This window comes from Salinibacterium sp. TMP30 (assembly GCF_038397785.1).
GTDB lineage: Bacteria > Actinomycetota > Actinomycetes > Actinomycetales > Microbacteriaceae > Rhodoglobus.
The window spans coordinates 1,976,835-1,993,937 of sequence record NZ_CP151642.1; the positions used below are offsets into that span (position 1 = coordinate 1,976,835).

Below are 17,103 nucleotides of genomic sequence, written 5' to 3' on the forward strand. Positions count from 1 at the left end.
TGGCCGGTAACGTTGAGCCAATGACTCTGAACGACTCCGATGGCTGGGTACACGTGCGCGGTGCTCGCGAGCACAATCTTCAGAACATCGATCTTGACATCCCTCGAGACCGGTTAGTTGTCTTTACCGGTGTTTCCGGGTCAGGAAAGTCGTCCCTCGCGTTCGGAACGCTCTATGCGGAAGCTCAGCGGCGCTACTTCGAATCGGTTGCTCCGTACGCGCGTCGGCTTCTTAACCAGGTCGGCGCACCGGATGTCAGCGAGATAAGCGGGTTGCCTCCTGCGGTCGCCCTGCAGCAACGTCGGGGAGCACCCAGTTCACGATCTACGGTTGGCACGATCACCACGCTGTCGAATCTGCTGCGCATGCTGTACTCCCGCGCTGGCACGTATCCTGTTGGCGTCGATCATCTCTCCGCTGAAGCGTTCTCGCCCAATACCGTTGCGGGCGCGTGCCCCCGATGCCACGGTCTCGGGGTGGTGCACGACGTCACCGAAGACCTCCTCGTACCCGACACCTCACTGAGTATCCGTGAGGGAGCCATCGCCGCCTGGCCCGGTGCCTGGCAAGGCGCGAACCTGCGAAGCATTGTTACGGGCCTCGGGATCGACATTGAGAAACCGTGGCGTACGCTTGCGCGCGCCGATCGAGACTGGCTGCTCTACACAGAAGAGCAACCCTCCGTTCTTGTGAAGCCCGAGCGCGATCGAATAGATCACGGCTATTACGGCAAGTTTTGGAGTGCGCGCAAGCACATCATGAACGTGCTCTCGCAATCACAGAGCCAGCGGATGCGCGATCGCGCGTTGCGGTTCGTGCAAAGCATGGAGTGCCCTGACTGTCGCGGCAGCGGACTCCAGCCCGGCGCCGGTGCGGTCACTTTCGCCAACCTCACTATCGCCGAAATGAATGCGGTGCCATTCGCGGATCTTGCGGCGCGCTTGAGGCGCGGAATCGACACTGCGAGCACCGGCGATGCAACTGCCCCCACCGAATCCGCTGAGGTTGCCCGTCGCATCGGAACCGATGTGATTGCCCGCGTCGAAGTACTTCTTGACCTTGGTCTTGGATATCTGAGCCTTGGCCGTAACTCCACCACACTGTCCCCCGGCGAATCGCAACGGTTGCGCATTGCAACCCAGCTGCGCTCGGGCCTCTTTGGCGTCATCTACGTTCTCGACGAGCCCTCAGCAGGATTGCATCCCGCCGATGCGCAACCGTTGTTGGATGTTCTAGACCGGCTGAAGGCATCAGGGAATTCACTCTTTGTCGTCGAGCACGATCTCGACGTTATCCGCCGAGCTGATTGGGTGATCGACATTGGCCCCGGTGCAGGCGAAGGTGGCGGCCAACTTGTGTACTCGGGCCCCGTTGATGGTCTCAAGGCTGTCGAAGAATCAGTTACTGGTCAGTACCTTTTCCCTCGCCACGCGCAACCCGCGCGTGACATCCGTTCGCCACACTCTTGGCTGCAGCTAACCGGCGCATCTCTCCACAACCTCCGCAATGTCTCGGTCGATTTCCCTGTCGGAGTCATGACCGCGGTCACCGGTGTTTCAGGATCAGGCAAGTCGACCCTCGTCACCCAGGTACTCGCGCAGATAGTACGCCAGCACCTGGGAACAACTCCGGATGACTCGGAAGAAGCCGAACCGAAGGTAGACGTAGCCGAAGTTTCGGGAGTCGAATCATTTGATCGGTTGGTTCTCGTTGACCAGCGCCCGATCGGACGAACCCCACGATCCAACCTCGCCACCTACACGGGCATGTTCGATGTTGTGCGCAAGCTGTTCGCCGCGACCGACGAGTCCAAAGCCCGAGGGTACACCGCCAGCCGCTTCTCGTTCAACGTTGCTGGCGGCCGCTGTGAGACGTGTCAGGGTGAAGGATTCGTGTCCATCGAACTTTTGTTCCTGCCCGGCACCTACGCCCCTTGCCACACGTGTCACGGCGCACGCTACAACGACGAGACCCTCGAAGTGAAGTACCACGGTCGGTCAATTGCTGAAGTATTGACGATGACCGTCGACACGGCAGCAGAGTTCTTCGCTGATGTACCGTCCGCCGCGCGGAGCCTCACCACGCTTCGCGATGTCGGGCTCGGATATCTGCGACTCGGCCAGCCCGCGACTGAACTTAGCGGAGGCGAAGCGCAACGAATCAAGCTGGCAACCGAACTGCAACGCGCCCAACGCGGTCACGCCCTCTACCTGCTCGACGAACCAACGGCGGGCCTCCACCCCGCCGACATCCAGCTATTGCTCGAGCAGTTGCAGCGACTTGTCGATGCGGGCAATACCGTCATTCTGGTGGAACACGATCAGGCAGCGATCACCGCGTGTGACTGGGTCATCGACTTGGGGCCAGGTGGAGGAGACGCAGGCGGTCAAGTCGTCGCCGTCGGCACCCCAGAAAACATCTCGAAGGGCTCGGGCGCTACAGCAGAGCACCTCGCGGCCTGGATCGCCAAGAACACCGCGAACTAGTTCCCGTCCCCGAGACTCTTTCGTGCAGCCAATTGTGTGGGCAAAGCGAAAGCGCCAACCGGAATCCGGGTGGCGCTTTCGGTGAAACTAGGTGCAGCGTAAAACTTGCGGAAGAATCCGCGAGTTCACTGATGGTGGATGGAGCCCCTCTAAACGGGAGCTACAACACCCGCAAGTGCGTCGTGCAGTTCTTTAGCTTCGTCGTCGTTTACGGATACAACAAGACGACCGCCACCTTCAAGAGGCACTCGGACAATAATCAGTCGACCCTCTTTGACAGCCTCCATTGGCCCGTCACCGGTCCTCGGTTTCATGGCTGCCATAGCTAGTCCCCTTTCATTGGTACTGACTTCTATTATCCCGCATAACACGCCGATATTGAAACTGTGGGGAATCAATTCTGGAGAACTCGTCAGCTTACGGCGGAGACCAGTCGTAGTTATCGACCCACCACGCGATGTGGATCCACCCCCACTGCCCCGCAATGCAGGCAAGGAGAAGCAGAATTCGATAGATAGGCGACTTCGGCTGCGCGAGAACTCCCGCGACAGGGAACATCGGCATCAGGAGGCGGAAAGTGCTCGACTGCGGAAAGAACACGGCCAAGATGTAGAGCGCATAGCTCAGCAACCAGAAGCGCAGGTCGACCCCCAACCGCCGCGCGGGCCTAGTGAGCAAGAACCCCAAGAAGCCCAACACACCGACAACCAACGCAGCCGATAACACCCACTGCGGGATGTTCCACCAGAGTTGCCAGAATCCAGCCGCCTGAAACCACGCCGTAAACGGCACAAGCTCAACACGGCCAATATAGGGCGCTCGCCACGCCAACTCAGTGTCCGTATACGCGGTCAGCGAGCCGGTAACTGCCGCCGCAATCAGCAACCACGCGAACCCCATCACTACGCTAAATACGGTTGCTGAGATTGCCGCGATGGCCTCGCGGGGAGGAAAACCGTCACGGTCGCGAACCCACCAGCGATACACGACGTGCAGCCCCAGGGCGAGCGCGAATGCCAGTCCACTCGGTCTGGTCAGCGACATCACCGCAACAACCGGCAGGAGCATCCAATAGTGACGTTTCAGCAGCCAGTAGAGCGCGAGAATGAGCAAGAACAGCGACATTGATTCGGCATATGCCACCTGCAGTATGGGCGACAACGGGGCGAAACAGAAAATAGCTACCGCGAACAAAGCCGTGCGAGAGGGAAACACACGATTCATTAGCCTGTAGAACACCAGCGCAGCACCGAGCGCGAAACCCACCGAAATGATAACGGCTGCGACGGCGAAGTCGAGCGTCGTCACGGTCATGACAAAGCGCACAACAGCGGGATACGCCGGCATGAACGCCCACGCGTTCTCCGCAACATGACCGGTCTCATCCAGCGGCAACTCGGTCGGATATCCTGTGAGCGCGATGATGTAGTACCAGTGACCGTCCCAGATTTTCGCGAACGAGAAATAGTCGGGCTGTGGTCCGGTCCAGCTATTTGCCTTTTGGAGCGACGCATAAGCCAGCACAAGCGATGTCGTCACCACCCGGGAGGCCGCGAAAATTGCGATGACGGCAACCCACCATCGCTCGGGAGCAAGCATCACCGTCGTTGCGCGGCGCACCACCGAGCCTAACGAGCGGTCAGCCACGCCCTCAGCCCTTGCTCGCAGGCCACAATCTCGCTCGTCGCGACGCGTTCATCGTCGGCGTGCGCGCGCAAAGGATTGCCGGGTCCATAGTTCACTGCGGGGATTCCGAGCTCGGAAAAGCGGGCGACATCAGTCCAGCCATACTTGGGGGCCGGGGTGCCACCAACAGCATTCACAAAGTTTTGCGCAAGGGGGGCATCCAGTCCGGGCCGCGCTCCGCCGGCAAGGTCGGTGATGTCGAAGTCGAAACCGGCGAAGACTTCTCGCAGGTGATCAATGGCTTGCTCCGCGCTGCGATCAGGGGCGAAACGGAAGTTCACGGTGACCGTTGCGCGGTCAGGGATCACGTTGCCTGCCACTCCCCCCGAGATTCCGACAGCGTTGAGTCCCTCGCGATACACAAGGCCGTCGACCTCGCGCTGCTCGGGCTCGTAGGCGGCAAGAATCGCGAGCACGGGAGCCGCAGCGTGAATCGCATTCACGCCAACCCAGGACCTCGCGGAGTGCGCCCGCAGGCCGGTTAAGTGGATTTCTATGCGGGCCGTTCCATTGCAGCCGCCCTCGACGGAAGCGTTAGACGGCTCTCCCAAGATAGCGAAATCGCCAGCCATCAGATCGGGGCGATTGCGAGCGAGACGACCAAGGCCGTTCAGCTCAGCTTCTACCTCTTCATGGTCATAGAAAACCCACGTGACATCGATTGACGGGTCACTGAGTTCAGCAGCCAATTTGAGCGCAACAGCAACGCCGCCCTTCATGTCAACGGTGCCGCGGCCGACCAAGTGCTCTTCGCCGTCAATCTCCTGCGTCGTGGTGGGAAGATTCGCGTTAATCGGAACCGTGTCAATGTGACCGGCGATCACCACACGCTGAGCCTTGCCACCGTTTGTGCGGGCAACGACGGCATCCGCATCCCGAATCACCTCAAGATGATTGACGGCGTTCAGAGCCGATTCAATGGCGTCGGCGATGCGCCGCTCGTCACCCGACACCGACTCGATATCGCACAACTGGCGAGTAAGGTCGGGGCTCGAGGCACCCAAATCGAGCACGGGGATTGGGCGATCGGTCACGGGCATGCACCCAGTGTAAGTAATCTGGAGGTATGACTTCGCGCACTGCATGGGGATACGGGCTCGCAACAATCGCTGCCGACGGAACAACACTGGATGTGTGGTTCCCTGCCCCACACCTAGGATCCATTCCCGAGGGCACCGACCCGCACTACGCCCCCGCCGATCTCGAGCAGCATTTAGGCACGGACGACCGTCGTCGAGTCGCCATCGAATTTGTCACCATCGAGATTGATTTGGATGCCGCACCGCACAACACGGCCGACGCCTACCTGCGTTTGCACCTGCTCAGTCATCTGCTCGTCGAGCCCAACAGCATCAACCTCGACGGCCTTTTCGGCACCTTGCCGATCGTGGTCTGGACCAACGCCGGCGCCGTGCACCCCGAGGACTACGCCGACCTGCGCGTCTCGCTACAGCGCGCAGCAATCGCCGTTACCGGCATCGACAAGTTCCCCCGGATGCTCGACTATGTTGTCCCGAAGCGCGTACGCATCGCCGACGCCTCGCGGGTGCGGCTCGGCGCCTACCTCTCGCCCGGCACCACTGTGATGCACGAAGGCTTCGTCAACTTCAATGCGGGTACGCTCGGCAGTTCGATGGTCGAGGGCCGCATCTCGCAGGGTGTTGTTGTGGGTGACGGTGCCGATATCGGTGGCGGAGCATCCATCATGGGCACTCTCAGCGGTGGCGGCACAGAACGTGTGTCGATCGGCGCTCGCGCCCTCCTCGGCGCCAACTCGGGCATCGGCATCGCGATCGGCGACGACTCGGTGGTCGAAGCTGGCCTCTATGTGACGGCCGGCACCAAGGTCACCATCATTGACGGTTCGGCAACGCCTCGCACGGTCAAGGCTGTCGAACTCAGTGGCGTAAACGGGTTGTTGTTCCGCCGCAACTCGCTCACCGGTGCGGTCGAAGTGCTGCCCCGAAGCGGCACGGGCGTTGAACTCAACACGGTGCTGCACGCCTAACAACGGCTAAGCGTCACGCTGTCGCAGAGTCCTATTAGCGCTGAGGCCAAGCGCGCGTTTCGGGTCCCGTGTATAGCTGCTGCGGGCGACCGATTTTGGTGTTCGGGTCTTCGTTCATCTCGCGCCAGTTGGCGATCCAGCCGGGAAGACGGCCAATCGCGAACAGCACAGTGAACATGCGCGGGGGGAAACCCATCGCCTTGTAGATGACTCCTGTGTAGAAGTCGACGTTGGGGTAGAGCTTGCGCGAGATGAAGTAGTCATCCGCGAGGGCAGCTTCTTCGAGTTCACGAGCAATGTCAAGCAGCGGGTCGCTGACACCCAGGTCAGCAAGCACCTCATCCGCACTCTCTTTCACGAGACGGGCACGCGGGTCGAAACTCTTGTACACGCGGTGGCCGAAGCCCATCAGGCGAATGCCCTCTTCTTTGCGCTTGACTCGTTCGACAAACTTTTGCACACCCTCGCCCGACCGCTGAATCTCGCTAAGCATCTTGAGAACAGCCTCGTTAGCCCCACCGTGAAGCGGGCCATAGAGCGCGTTGATACCCGCGGAAATCGAGGCGAAGATGTTTGCTTCGGTCGAGCCGACGAGACGCACGGTTGAGGTGGATGCATTCTGCTCGTGGTCTTCATGCAGAATGAGCAGGCGATCCAGCGCCTTGCTCAGCACAGGATTGACCTCGTAGTCCTCGGCCATGTTGCCAAAGTTGAGCTTCAAGAAGTTGTCGACAAAGCTCAGCGAGTTGTCGGGATAGAGGAGCGCTTGGCCCAGCGATTTTTTGTGGGCGTAGGCCGCAATCACCGGCAACTTAGCGAGCAGTCGGATGGTCGAAAGCTCGACCTGCTCGGGGTCGCGCACGTCGTGCGAGTCTTCATAATAAGTCGACAGCGCCGACACTGCGCTGGACAGCACAGACATCGGGTGCGCACTGTGCGGCAGCGCATCAAAGAAACGACGAAGGTCTTCGTGCAGCAGGGTGTGACGACGAATCTTCTCGTCGAATTCTTCGAGCTGCGAGGTAGTCGGCAGCTCACCATAGATGAGCAACCATGCGACTTCGAGATATGTGGAGTTAGCTGCGACATCTTCGATTGCGTATCCGCGGTACCGCAGAATGCCACGATCACCATCGATGTAGGTGATCTCGCTGCGGGTGGAGGCTGTGTTCACGAAACCTTGATCAAACGCCGTGTACCCGGTCTGCTTCATGAATGTAGAAATGTCGATGCTGTTGTGACCATCGACTCCCCGAACTATCGGGAACTCGGCAGCGCCGCCCGGAAAGTGGAGGGTGGCCATCTCTGGGTCTTGACGGGCATCATTCACCATTACAGCCTACAAGGCTTGAATGGCCACTGTCACACCGACCAACCAAGTAGGACAGCCTTTAGAGGACACAGACAAAGCCCTAGCGGGCTGGTGCACTTAAGCCAGCAATTCGAGCCGCGCTACAGCCTCCGCAATGGTGTCATCACTTGCCGTGAGAGCAATACGAACGTGACGGGCAGGTTCTTCGCCATAGAACGAACCAGGAACAACAAGGATGCCGGACTGCGCAAGATCCCCCACCGTCTGCCACGAGTCTTCGTTCTTGGTTGCCCACAAGTAGAGACCAGCAATGCTGTCGTCGATGTGGAATCCAGCGCGCTCCAAGGCGGGGAGCAGTTTCGCTCTCCTCACCCGGTAGAGTTCACGCTGATGGGCAACGTGGGCTTCATCGCGCAGCGCCGTAACCATGGCTTCTTGCACGGGGGCTGGCGCAATGAGACCGGCATGCTTGCGAACGGCAAGCAGTTCCGCGATGAGCTGCGAGGATCCGGCAATGAATGCGGCGCGGTAGCCGGCGAGATTCGACTGCTTGCTGAGCGAATACACCGCGAGCACTGACGAACGATCGTCTCCGATCACCTCGGGGTCCAGAATCGACGGTGTGGGGTCTGGTCCGCTCCAGTTCAACTCGGCGTAGCACTCATCCGAGGCGATCACCGCTCCGAGTTCACGGGCTCGAGCAACCGCTGTCCGCAGCTGTTCGACATCAGAAACGCGACCATCGGGGTTACCGGGGCTATTGAGCCAGACGAGCGCCGTGTTTTCCGGCCACTCAGCGGGGTCGTCTGAGGCGAACGATGCGGCACCGACTAGCGCCGCACCGATCGCATAGGTGGGGTAGGCGACCGACGGATGCACAACCACATCGTCCTTGCCCAGTCCGAGCAATAGCGGCAGCAGTGCCACGAGCTCCTTCGAGCCGATCGTGGGCAGCACGTGATCGACAGTCAGCCCGGCCACACCGCGGCGACGTTCAAACCATTCCACAATCGCTTCGCGCAACTGCACGGTGCCGGTGGTGGTGGGGTAAGCGTGAGCATCCGTTGCTGACGCAAGTGACTCACGGATGATCTGCGGGGTTGGATCTACGGGCGATCCGACCGAAAGATCGACGAAACCGTCGGGATGCGTGCGCGCAATCGTGCCGTAGGGAACGAGAGCGTCCCAAGGGAAATCGGGCAGGGCCAACGGCGTGCGCGCCATCAGTCTGAGGATCCGCCGCCCTCAGGAAGCGCAGCGACAAGCGGGTGATCCAGGTGAATCACGCCAACCTTCGCGGCCCCACCCGGCGAACTGACCTCGAGGAGGTCGAAGAACTCGACATTGACCTTGTAGTAATCCGCCCACTTATCGGGCGTATCATCTTCGTAATAGATGGCCTCAACCGGACACACTGGTTCACAGGCCCCGCAATCAACGCACTCATCCGGGTGGATGTAGAGCATGCGATCACCCTCGTAGATGCAATCGACAGGGCATTCGTCGATGCACGCGCGATCTTTAAGGTCGACACACGGCTGGGCGATGATGTACGTCAAGAGTTATCCGCACCTTTCACGGGAGAGTTCAACTCAATGTTATCGCGGCTTGGCGTCGACGCCTGACGGTTCACCCGTGGCCAGCCGACGACCAGCAGCACGATCAGCACCGGGGCAAAGGTCCAGACGTAGCCCGACACATTTCCCGGGATCAGAATAGTGCCACCGGGCATTGCAGTCGCTAAGACGGCAGACATCAACAACACGCCAAGGGACGCGAATCCTGGTGCGATGCGAGTGTCATAGATGAGCCGCAACCCAAGAATGAGAGCTGTTGTCAACGCAACAGCGGCGATGATGCCCCACGGCACACGCGCACCAAAGAGTGTGATTGCCGACTGATGTACCGCCGTGAGAACGAGACCAACGAGCGCGCCAACCGCCATCGAAGCAAGCGCGAGCACTACGCGCTCAAAGCGACTACGCTCCCCGATCACCACTGCGCGGCGGCGAAAACGGCACAAATACTCGGGCGGCGTCGAAACGCTCTCGCCCACAGGAACCTCGTCGTCGTAAATCTCCATGGCACGACGCTTAAAGGCAATGGCCGTGGACGTGGAGACCGCAACGCCCCGATCAACAGGAACAGATGATGCCGTGTAGAACGGAACACCCGCAAGCTCAGTAGCATGCGCCGTTGCCTCGTGCACGAGTCGCGCTTCCGACTCTCGGTTGCTGCCGCTGGCAGACGACGCGTAGCTCACAACGACATCCGGCTTAATCGAGGTAATTGCTGCGGCAAGATCAGCTGCCAAGTCGCGTGCAGTGACGGAACTGAACTGGTGCCCGTCATCATTACGCAAGACGTGGTGCGCGGTGATACCCAAGATCACTCGCGCACTGGCGTCGACGTCCTCTGTGGCCGACGAATTACTGCAGGTCAGCACAATGAGTTCGGTTCCGCGCTGCACCAGGGTGGCGATGGTCGCACCGAAAACCGGTGCCTCATCGTCGGGGCGTGCTGTGATCACCAACACCCGCTGTGCCCGATCTTTCATGGCCGTACCTCCACCACTCATTCTCCAGTACACAGAATAAGCACACGTAGGAGGAATACGGTTGCTTAGGTTAGGCTTACCAACCTGCATAATTTTCGATGATACGAGAGAGTCCAGCGCTCAACTTCTCCCCCGCAACCACCTGGTTCGAGGCAGGCGTGTGGCTCACCGATGTCGGGATTGTCATGACCATTTTCATTCGCACCGTCCGCGGCAACGGGCGCGCAGACAAGCCCACTGCGCCCGCAGCATCTCTCAGCGCTCAAGGAGCCTGATGATCACCCGCCCCACCCGCTTCGGTCTCGCCGCAGCGGCAACGATCGCTACGCACACACTCACCGGGTGCGTGCCCAACGATGCCGCGTCAACAGACAACACCATTTCCGTTGATAGCAGCGCAACCGACTGTGTCGTGAGTACCAGCGAAGCACCCAGCGGAAACCTTGTTTTTCGGGTCACCAACTCCGGCGATCAGGTTACCGAGTTCTATCTGCTCGCAGCTGATGGCTTGCGTATTGTCGGCGAGGCCGAGAACATTGGGCCCGGTATAAGCCGTGACCTCGTGGTCCTTGTGCAGCCCGGCGACTATTTCACCGTGTGCAAGCCCGGCATGATCGGTGATGGCGTCGGAAAATCGCCATTCACGGTGACAGAATCCGGCACCGACCGCTCGTTCAGCGGAGATATTGGCACCCAAGTTGACGTAGCGAACGCCAACTACACGAGCTACGTCAAAGATCAGATCGAGAACCTGGTTGCTGGCAGTGAAAAGTTCGCGGATGCCGAAGCCAGCTTTGACGCCTACGACCAGTCCAAGCGCGAAGCACTAGCGACACAACTCGTCGCCTACACCACAACGCTATACAGCAACGTGCAAGACCTCCAATTTACGCTCGACCAGCAGACCAACGGGGCGATCGGACTGCTCGACGAGGTTGCCAGTGGCAAGGTCCCTGGTGAAGAAGAATTCTGGTGGCACACCGACCTCGGCGATTTCCAAGCCAACATCGACGGCGCCCACGTTCTGTATCAGGGTGTTCGCGGCATCCTGCTGGAGAAAGATGCGGAGCTTGCAGCAACACTCGACCCCGAGTTCGAGCAAGTACAGGCCCTGCTCGACGCGCAGAAGGTGGGCGACGGCTTCCGCCTCTACACCGAGCTCTCAACCTCAGAGATTCGCGCATTCTCCGACCAAGTAAATGCTCTCGCCGAGCCCCTGTCCCGCCTTACCGCGGTACTGGTGCTATAGGCCACTGACGTTTACCCACCGACACAGACACACCGAAAGAGTAGCTATGTCTACCGATGACACCAGCGGCCTCTCCCGGCGCGGCCTTCTGGAGCTAGCGGGTGCGGGCGTTGTGGGTGCCGGCTTCGGTGCCGGCGGCGCCTTTGCCTTCGGTGCGGACGGCGCGGCGTCCACTGGCAAAGCCGTGGCTTCGACGTACCCGTTCTTCGGCGAACATCAGTCGGGAATTGTCACTCCCGCACAGGATCGCCTGCACTTTGCCGCCTTCGATGTTAACGACATCTCGCGGGATCAGCTCATCGAGCTATCGAAAGACTGGGGCTATGCGGCAGCCCGAATGACCACGGGTGAGGGTGCCAGAGCCTACGGCCCCGCAAACGGCCCCTACGATGCACCCCCAGATGACACCGGCGAAGCACTGCCCCTCCCCCCTCCCGGGTGGCCTCACAATTACGTTCGGTTTCGGCCCCAGTCTCTTTGACGACAGATTCGGCCTTGCCAGCAAGCGACCACCCGCCCTCATCGACCTACCCAAGTTTCCCAGTGGCGCCCTTCAGCCCGAACTTGTCGGCGGTGACCTGTGCATCCAAGCGTGTAGTGACGACCCCCAGGTGGCTGTTCATGCCATCCGCAACCTTTCCCGCATAGCTTTTGGTCGGGCCACCCTGCGCTGGTCTCAACTGGGCTTCGGTCGCACCTCATCAACAACAAGAGCCCAAAAAAACTCCCCGCAATCTGTTCGGCTTCAAAGACGGCACAGCTAACCTGCGGGCTGACGACACCGCGGGGGTGAAGATGCGCCACTGAGCAGCGGCAGCGAGTTCACCGATCCCAACTTCACAACGACTGGTCGAGGGGATGCACCGCTTATCGATGAGAACGAGCACATGAAGTTGGCGCATCCTGACACTCACGGCGGTGTGCAGATCTTGCGCCGCGGCTACAACTTTACTGACGGCAACGACGATCTCGGCCGGCTCAACGCTGGGTTGTTCTTCATCAGTTTTCAGCGTGACCCCGGCACCCAGTTTGTGCCGATCCAGCTCGGGCTTTCGCGCAATGACCTCATGAACGAATATGTCCGTTACGTGGGCTCGGCAATCTTTGCGGTGCCGCCGGGCGCAACAACATCAAGCTTTGTCGGTGCGGGGATGTTCGATCTGGCCTAGTTCGGTCGCTGTCGTCGAGCACCTTCCCACCAGAAATGGACTCCAGTCTGCTGTTCGCTAGTTGCCTGAGGCCGCAACCGTGTAGTTCGCTGTGTAGCCGTCGTCCGTCTTCGCGACGATGACACCGCCGGCCCACGCGTCACTCGTGAAGATAATGGTGCCCACACCATCTGAGCCGCTCCCCTGCAGCTGGATTTCAAAACCAGCATCCGACAACTCAGTCTCAATGCCCTTGAGCGGAGACTCAGCGCCAGCCAAAATCGTGACGTTATAGCCTCGGCTGTCGCCCTCACCGGCAGCGATACCAAACTGAACATCGCCAGCCACGAGAGGAACCTCGCTCGGGAAGCCCTCAGGGATTTCCTTGCCACCTAAATCGACCTGCCCACCGGTCGCCTGTTCAACCAGGCTCTCAATGGGATTGCCGAAGCAGCCAGAGAGTGCTGGAGTGATGCCCACAGCAAGAACGATAGCGATGGATGCACTGATGCGTCGTTTCGGGCTGATCATGACTACTCTCCTGATGATCTCTATCCGGGGCCGTTGCGCGGCAATTGATGCCGTCTTCGTTAGCGCGCTCCGGGGTGCGCTGCGCGTTAACGAACAATGCAGCCACGATCGTAATGACCGTAGCTGCATCGTACTCCCGCAACCCGAACGACTCCTCGCTCAGTTGCGCGAGGTGAGGCTATGCGTTTTGCTTCTTGAGGCGCGAGGTTTGACGTGCGCGCGCGTTAGCGTCGAGTTCAACCTTGCGGATTCTCACGAACTCGGGCGTAACTTCTACACACTCGTCTTCGCGAGCGAATTCGAGGCACTCTTCCAAAGTCAGCTTGCGCGACGGCGTCATGCGTTCGAACGAGTCAGACGTCGACTGGCGCATGTTGGTGAGCTGCTTCTCTTTGGTGATGTTGACGTCCATGTCGTCGGCGCGCGAGTTCTCGCCAACAACCATGCCTTCGTAAACCTCTTGAGTGGGCTCAACGAAGAACGACATGCGCTCTTGCAGAGCAACCATCGCGAATGGAGTAGCAACACCGGCACGGTCGGCAACGATCGAACCATTCACGCGGGTGAGGATCTCGCCAGCCCACTGCTCGTAGCCGTGGGATACCGCGTTAGCGATACCGGAACCACGCGTGATGGTCAGGAACTCGGTGCGGAAACCAATGAGACCGCGCGAGGGAACAATGAACTCCATGCGAACCCAGCCGGTTCCGTGGTTGCTCATGCCCTCCATGCGGCCCTTGCGAGCAGCAAGAAGCTGCGTGATAGCGCCGAGGTACTCTTCGGGCGCATCGATCGTGAGGTGCTCGAAGGGCTCGTGAACCTTGCCGTCGATCTTTTTGATAACTACCTGCGGCTTGCCAACAGTCAGTTCGAATCCTTCACGACGCATCTGCTCGACGAGGATGGCGAGCGCGAGCTCTCCACGGCCCTGAACCTCCCACGCGTCGGGGCGTCCGATGTCAACGAGCTTGAGCGAAACGTTTCCGACGAGTTCGCGGTCGAGACGGTCCTTGACCATTCGAGCTGTGAGCTTGTGACCCTTAACCTTGCCGATGACCGGCGAGGTGTTGGTGCCGATGGTCATAGAGATTGCGGGCTCGTCGACGGTGATGGTCGGCAGCGGGCGAACGTCATCGGGGTCACACAGGGTTTCACCGATGAAGATGTCTTCGAATCCGGCAACAGCGACGATGTCGCCGGGGCCCGCACTCTCGGCAGGGTAACGATCGAGCGCTTTCGTGATCATCAACTCGGTTACGCGCACATTGGCGACGCTTCCATCGTGCTTGACCCAGGCAACAGTCTGACCCTTCTTGATGGTTCCGTTGAAGACGCGAAGCAACGCGAGGCGACCGAGGAACGGCGAGGAGTCGAGGTTAGTGACCCACGCCTGAAGGGGGTGTTCGTCATCGTATGACGGCGCAGGAACGTGCTTGAGGATCGCATCGAACAGCGGCTCGAGGTCTTCGTTGTCTGGCATCGTGCCGTTTTCCGGCTTGTTCCAGCTTGCAGCGCCAGCACGACCCGACGCGTAAACAACCGGAACGTCAAGGATGGCGTCGAGGTCAAGATCGGGAACGTCATCGGCCATATCGCTTGCGAGACCCAACAGCAGGTCTTGGCTCTCGCCAACAACCTCGTCGATGCGCGCATCTGGGCGGTCCGTCTTGTTGACCAACAGGATGACGGGAAGCTTAGCCTCAAGCGCCTTCCGAAGCACGAACCGAGTCTGCGGAAGCGGGCCCTCACTCGCGTCAACGAGAAGAACTACTCCGTCGACCATGCTGAGTCCACGCTCAACCTCGCCACCAAAGTCGGCGTGGCCAGGGGTGTCGATCACGTTGATGGTGATCGGTCCGTCTGTGGCGTACTTGCCCTTGTACGAGATCGCGGTGTTCTTCGCGAGAATCGTGATGCCCTTTTCGCGCTCAAGCTCGTTCGAGTCCATTGCACGCTCTTCTAGGTGCGCATGCGCCTCGAACGAGTTCGTCTGGCGAAGCATCGCGTCAACGAGGGTGGTCTTTCCGTGGTCAACGTGGGCAACGATTGCTACGTTGCGCAAGTCGCTGCGAGTGGCCATAGCCATAGCAATATTCCTTAATTCATTGGAGGCTGTGCGGTCTCTCACCGCAGACGCTGCGCAGAAAATTTCGGCAGCAGATCGGCGGCCTAATGCCACCGGGTAAAGATCATGGGAGGGCGCAGAAGATCATTCAGAGTATCCTGCTCCACCAGTTTACCCTGTTTGACAAGATTTATCGCCGACTTCGCTCCGGGCACACCCGAATGGCTACGGTTTCCACTCCCATACGTTCCACCAGATGCCACGGCTCAGTGAAGATAGCGACACCGTGGAGACCCGATCCTGATCAAACGCGGCGGTTGCCGGATGCTGGAAAAGTGGCACTCCGTAGCGGTTTTGCCAGAGGGCGGCGTCTGCATCTGCAAGCAACTTGGCTTGCGTGTCTGCATCCGTAGTGACCGAATTGGCGTCGCTCAGGAGCGAGTCAACGCGGGAGTCTGAGAAGTAGTTGAGGTTCGCATAACCATCGGTGCTGAACACGCCGGGAGCAATTCCGACTCCTGGTCGCGCCACTTGCCAGCTGAACAGCGCGGCATCGTACACACCGGGCGTCCCGAGCGCCGCGCGCCAATCTTCGGTGGAGCAATCGCTCACAACAAAACCTGCGGACGCCGCAGATTCTTTAATCAGTTCAAACTCGGTCACACGCATCGGGTCCTCGGCCGCGAACAGCACACAGACGGCCGGCTTGCTCACGCCCGCTTCTGCCAATAGTTCCTTCGCACCTTCGATGTTCACTTCAGCAAACTCACTTGAGCCGTTGTCTGATCGCACGCTGCGGTAGCCGGGGTCGTTGGGGGCGAAGAGGAACGAATCGCGAAGAGTGGCGCGTGGCTGGATGTCGGCAAGTGCGGCAGAGGCAAGCTCCCGGCGCGGCACAGTCTTGAGGAAGGCTTCACGCACGAGGGGGTCGTCGAATGTACCGTTTTTCGATTCCGCGAACTGCAAGTCAAGGTGTTCGAAACTGTCGGTCGTGCCGTCGATGACTGTGGCATCCATCGTTTCGAGGGCATCCCGAACGTCAGTTCGCATTGTAGGAAGTACGATCTGCACCGCACCGACAAGGAGTGCTTGGGCCTGAGCAAGCGGGTCGCTCATGAAGCGAATTGTGATCTCTTGAAACGTCGGCTGACGGTCGCCGCTGTAATTCTCGTTGGCGCGCAACGTTACGTACTGGTTCGCAACAAAACGCGAGACAACGTATGGCCCATTCGAGACCACGAGGCTCTCGTTTGCGGGCATGCCCTGAAAGTTGAAGACGGTGTTCCACGTGCGCGCAATCTCGGCGAGATCGCTTTCGTCACCACCCGTGATGGCCGAAAAAACGCGCTCCTTCGCGGTGAGTGCGTCGTCGCTGGCGAACGACATGATCCCCACCACATGCGCAGGCTTCGCCGCAGAGTCAGCGCCAAAGAACGCGGTCTCCCAGTCAGCGAACGGCTCGTCAAAAACGAGGGTGAGCGACATGCGATCGTCACTGATCTGCGGAAGTTCAGTGACCAGCTCGATCCCGCTGTTGGCAGGGGCTCCTGCATCAAACAAGACTCGGGCGTCAGCACGGTCGAGGGGCGCACCGGTCTCGGGGTTAATCGTGTTCGCCGGGTCAGCGTCTGGAGTGTTGAGCGCTCCGGATGTTGCGGCCCACTCCAAGAGCAAGTCGACGGCATCCACCGCGGTTCCGTCTGACCAGCGCACACCGTCTGACACCGTATAGGTCACGGCGAGCGGGTCATCCGACACTTTCTCGTAGTGCCCGAAGGACTCGTCACGAACCAATTCGGAGTCGTCGTTGAAGTAGGTGAAGCCGGTGCCTGTTGCATACGCAATGCTCGCGTTGGTCTCGCTAGCCCCGTACGAGGTGACGGGATTTCCGGAGGTGTACGGCTGAGTGACCGCTACGGTCAACTCTGAGCCGGCAATCGTTGTGGATTGCTGGGGAACGCATCCGGTGAGCACTAGTGCTGCACTGGCGGCAACCGCAATGGTCGCCATGATTTTCGTGGCGGTCACTGAACCTCCTGCATACGATCACGCAATTCACGG

The 17,103-nt window shown here is 59.8% G+C and carries 14 protein-coding genes and 1 pseudogene; 5 read left to right on the forward strand and 10 right to left on the reverse strand.

Annotation, left to right across the window (positions count from 1 at the left end; genetic code table 11):
• The first annotated feature begins 20 nt into the window (after window positions 1-20).
• Entirely contained in the window at window positions 21-2,486 is a 2,466-nt protein-coding gene (gene uvrA / locus AADH44_RS09570) for an excinuclease ABC subunit UvrA (RefSeq protein WP_341952576.1), read from the forward strand.
• A gap of 149 nt (window positions 2,487-2,635) precedes the next feature.
• Here the strand turns inward: uvrA and AADH44_RS09575 are convergent, their stop codons facing one another.
• From AADH44_RS09575 to dapE, 3 genes are all read right to left on the reverse strand, one after another.
• The gene (locus tag AADH44_RS09575; RefSeq protein WP_341952577.1) at window positions 2,636-2,809 is read right to left on the reverse strand and encodes a DUF3117 domain-containing protein; all 174 of its coding nucleotides are present in this window, start codon (window positions 2,807-2,809) and stop codon (window positions 2,636-2,638) included.
• 94 nt (window positions 2,810-2,903) lie between these two features.
• Window positions 2,904-4,133, reverse strand: a complete 1,230-nt coding sequence (locus AADH44_RS09580) for a hypothetical protein (RefSeq protein WP_341952578.1) — start codon at window positions 4,131-4,133, stop codon at window positions 2,904-2,906.
• Entirely contained in the window at window positions 4,115-5,212 is a 1,098-nt protein-coding gene (gene dapE / locus AADH44_RS09585) for a succinyl-diaminopimelate desuccinylase (protein WP_341952579.1), read from the reverse strand. Before dapE ends, AADH44_RS09580 begins: the two co-directional genes overlap by 19 nt.
• A 26-nt stretch (window positions 5,213-5,238) precedes the next feature.
• Between dapE and dapD the strand changes: the two genes are divergently transcribed.
• A complete protein-coding gene (dapD, locus tag AADH44_RS09590) occupies window positions 5,239-6,180 on the forward strand; it encodes a 2,3,4,5-tetrahydropyridine-2,6-dicarboxylate N-succinyltransferase (protein ID WP_341952580.1) in 942 nt (313 codons plus the stop codon).
• 34 nt (window positions 6,181-6,214) lie between these two features.
• Here the strand turns inward: dapD and AADH44_RS09595 are convergent, their stop codons facing one another.
• The 4 genes from AADH44_RS09595 to AADH44_RS09610 form a co-directional block, all read right to left on the reverse strand.
• Window positions 6,215-7,483: a citrate synthase gene (locus AADH44_RS09595; RefSeq protein WP_341954980.1), complete on the reverse strand. Its 1,269-nt coding sequence runs from the start codon at window positions 7,481-7,483 to the stop codon at window positions 6,215-6,217.
• A 126-nt stretch (window positions 7,484-7,609) separates the two neighbouring features.
• On the reverse strand, window positions 7,610-8,716 hold the full coding sequence (dapC, locus tag AADH44_RS09600) for a succinyldiaminopimelate transaminase (RefSeq protein WP_341952581.1): 1,107 nt from the start codon (window positions 8,714-8,716) through the stop codon (window positions 7,610-7,612).
• Complete coding sequence (gene fdxA / locus AADH44_RS09605) at window positions 8,716-9,051, reverse strand: ferredoxin (protein WP_341952582.1); 336 nt, start codon at window positions 9,049-9,051, stop codon at window positions 8,716-8,718. The genes dapC and fdxA overlap by 1 nt, the downstream gene beginning before the upstream one ends.
• Window positions 9,048-10,049, reverse strand: coding sequence for a PIG-L family deacetylase (locus tag AADH44_RS09610; protein WP_341952583.1), 1,002 nt, complete (start codon window positions 10,047-10,049; stop codon window positions 9,048-9,050). The genes fdxA and AADH44_RS09610 overlap by 4 nt, the downstream gene beginning before the upstream one ends.
• Before the next feature lie 98 nt (window positions 10,050-10,147).
• On the opposite strand from AADH44_RS09610, the gene AADH44_RS09615 reads away from it, so the two are divergent.
• From AADH44_RS09615 to AADH44_RS09625, 3 genes and pseudogenes are all read left to right on the forward strand, one after another.
• Entirely contained in the window at window positions 10,148-10,324 is a 177-nt protein-coding gene (locus tag AADH44_RS09615; RefSeq protein ID WP_341952584.1) for a hypothetical protein, read from the forward strand.
• Entirely contained in the window at window positions 10,324-11,298 is a 975-nt protein-coding gene (locus AADH44_RS09620) for an imelysin family protein (protein WP_341952585.1), read from the forward strand. Before AADH44_RS09615 ends, AADH44_RS09620 begins: the two co-directional genes overlap by 1 nt.
• A gap of 46 nt (window positions 11,299-11,344) precedes the next feature.
• Window positions 11,345-12,467 (forward strand): annotated as a pseudogene (locus AADH44_RS09625) (Dyp-type peroxidase).
• 57 nt (window positions 12,468-12,524) lie between these two features.
• Here the strand turns inward: AADH44_RS09625 and AADH44_RS09630 are convergent.
• The 3 genes from AADH44_RS09630 to AADH44_RS09640 form a co-directional block, all read right to left on the reverse strand.
• On the reverse strand, window positions 12,525-12,977 hold the full coding sequence (locus tag AADH44_RS09630; protein ID WP_341952586.1) for a hypothetical protein: 453 nt from the start codon (window positions 12,975-12,977) through the stop codon (window positions 12,525-12,527).
• 178 nt (window positions 12,978-13,155) lie between these two features.
• Complete coding sequence (typA, locus tag AADH44_RS09635; RefSeq protein ID WP_341952587.1) at window positions 13,156-15,063, reverse strand: translational GTPase TypA; 1,908 nt, start codon at window positions 15,061-15,063, stop codon at window positions 13,156-13,158.
• 204 nt (window positions 15,064-15,267) lie between these two features.
• Window positions 15,268-17,070 (reverse strand): ABC transporter family substrate-binding protein, encoded by a 1,803-nt coding sequence (locus tag AADH44_RS09640; protein ID WP_341952588.1) that lies wholly within the window; start codon window positions 17,068-17,070, stop codon window positions 15,268-15,270.
• Between the last annotated feature and the right edge of the window lie 33 nt (window positions 17,071-17,103).

What these genes read in the sequence shown, in the direction of transcription:
- uvrA (WP_341952576.1), top strand. Translation starts at nt 21, where the DNA reads ATGACTCTGAACGACTCCGATGGCTGGGTACACGTGCGCGGTGCTCGC.
- AADH44_RS09575 (WP_341952577.1), bottom strand. Translation starts at nt 2,809, where the DNA reads ATGGCAGCCATGAAACCGAGGACCGGTGACGGGCCAATGGAGGCTGTC.
- dapE (WP_341952579.1), bottom strand. Translation starts at nt 5,212, where the DNA reads ATGCCCGTGACCGATCGCCCAATCCCCGTGCTCGATTTGGGTGCCTCG.
- dapD (WP_341952580.1), top strand. Translation starts at nt 5,239, where the DNA reads ATGACTTCGCGCACTGCATGGGGATACGGGCTCGCAACAATCGCTGCC.
- AADH44_RS09595 (WP_341954980.1), bottom strand. Translation starts at nt 7,483, where the DNA reads ATGGCCACCCTCCACTTTCCGGGCGGCGCTGCCGAGTTCCCGATAGTT.
- dapC (WP_341952581.1), bottom strand. Translation starts at nt 8,716, where the DNA reads ATGGCGCGCACGCCGTTGGCCCTGCCCGATTTCCCTTGGGACGCTCTC.
- AADH44_RS09610 (WP_341952583.1), bottom strand. Translation starts at nt 10,049, where the DNA reads ATGAAAGATCGGGCACAGCGGGTGTTGGTGATCACAGCACGCCCCGAC.
- AADH44_RS09615 (WP_341952584.1), top strand. Translation starts at nt 10,148, where the DNA reads ATGATACGAGAGAGTCCAGCGCTCAACTTCTCCCCCGCAACCACCTGG.
- AADH44_RS09620 (WP_341952585.1), top strand. Translation starts at nt 10,324, where the DNA reads ATGATCACCCGCCCCACCCGCTTCGGTCTCGCCGCAGCGGCAACGATC.
- AADH44_RS09630 (WP_341952586.1), bottom strand. Translation starts at nt 12,977, where the DNA reads ATGATCAGCCCGAAACGACGCATCAGTGCATCCATCGCTATCGTTCTT.
- typA (WP_341952587.1), bottom strand. Translation starts at nt 15,063, where the DNA reads ATGGCTATGGCCACTCGCAGCGACTTGCGCAACGTAGCAATCGTTGCC.